Origin of the sequence: Parasphingomonas halimpatiens (assembly GCF_036663795.1) — a bacterium.
Lineage (GTDB): Bacteria > Pseudomonadota > Alphaproteobacteria > Sphingomonadales > Sphingomonadaceae > Sphingomonas.
Genome location: NZ_JAXOJP010000092.1, coordinates 1 through 1,053 on the forward strand (window position 1 = coordinate 1; position 1,053 = coordinate 1,053).

A 1,053-nucleotide genomic window follows, 5' to 3' on the forward strand; every position below is an offset into this window, starting at 1 on the left:
GGAGATGTCTGGGATCACGATTACGCGACTGGATATGACGGCGGCTGACCTTCGCCAGGCATCGGGTCGAGCGAAGAGCGCCCGGGCGGCGCGGCGGATATTGGCGCTGGCGTTGGTGTTGGAAGGGGTTGATCGTGCGACGGCAGCGCGAAGCTGCGGGATGGATCGTCAGACGCTCCGGGATTGGGTTCACCGGTATAATGCCGACGGTCTTGCGGGGCTTGAGAACCGCAAGCCCTCGGGGCGTCCTGCAAAGCTCAAGGCCGAGCAAGAGCAAGCGCTGATCGCACTGGTCGAGGCTGGCCCTGAGACCGGGGTGGACAAGGTTGTCCGCTGGCGGCGGATCGATCTGCGCGACAAGCTCAAGGAACAGTTCGACGTGACCGTGCATGAGCGGACGGTCGGCAAACACCTTGCCAAGCTCGGTTATCGTCGACTGTCGGTGCGCCCGCACAATCCCAAGGCCGACCTCGAAGCTCAGGCCGTTTTTAAAAAGACTTCGCCGACAAGGTAGCCGAGGTTCTGCCCGAGCAGGCGCGCGGCAAGCCGATCGAGATCTGGTTCCAGGACGAGGCGCGGGTCGGCCAACAGGGCACGCTGACCCGGATGTGGGCGAAGCGGGGAACCCGACCGCGCGCGCCGCGCGATCAGCGGCGCAGTTGGGCCTATATTCTGGGCGCCGTATGCCCGGCCCGCTGCGCTACTTCCGCGCTTGTCCTACCCCGCCTCGATGCCGGGACGGTCTCGCTGCACCTCGCTGACATCGGTCGCGAAGTGGCGCCGGGCGCCCATGCCGTTCTCGTCCTGGATGGCGCCGGCTTCCACATCGCCGCAAGCCTCAAAATCCCCGAAAACATCTCTTTGCTGAAGCTCCCGCCCTATTCTCCCGAGCTCAATCCGGTCGAGAACATTTGGGAATATCTACGCGGTAACATGCTCTCCAACACCGTCTTCGATGACTACGATCATGTCGTCTCAAAATGTTGCGATGCCTGGAATTTCTTCGCCAACGACCTCGCCCGCGTTGCTTCTGTCACAACGCGAAGCTGGGCA

The 1,053-nt window shown here is 63.1% G+C and carries 1 protein-coding gene; it reads left to right on the forward strand.

All coding sequences use genetic code 11. The features are described from left to right. Positions 1-4: 4 nt before the first annotated feature. Positions 5-1,053, forward strand: a protein-coding gene (locus tag U1839_RS26760) for an IS630 family transposase (RefSeq protein ID WP_332806604.1) whose coding sequence is annotated in 2 segments (ribosomal slippage) — positions 5-497 and positions 497-1,053 — 1,050 coding nt annotated over the 2 segments. Because the reading frame shifts where the segments join, the coding sequence is not laid out codon by codon here. This gene is flagged as partial in the annotation.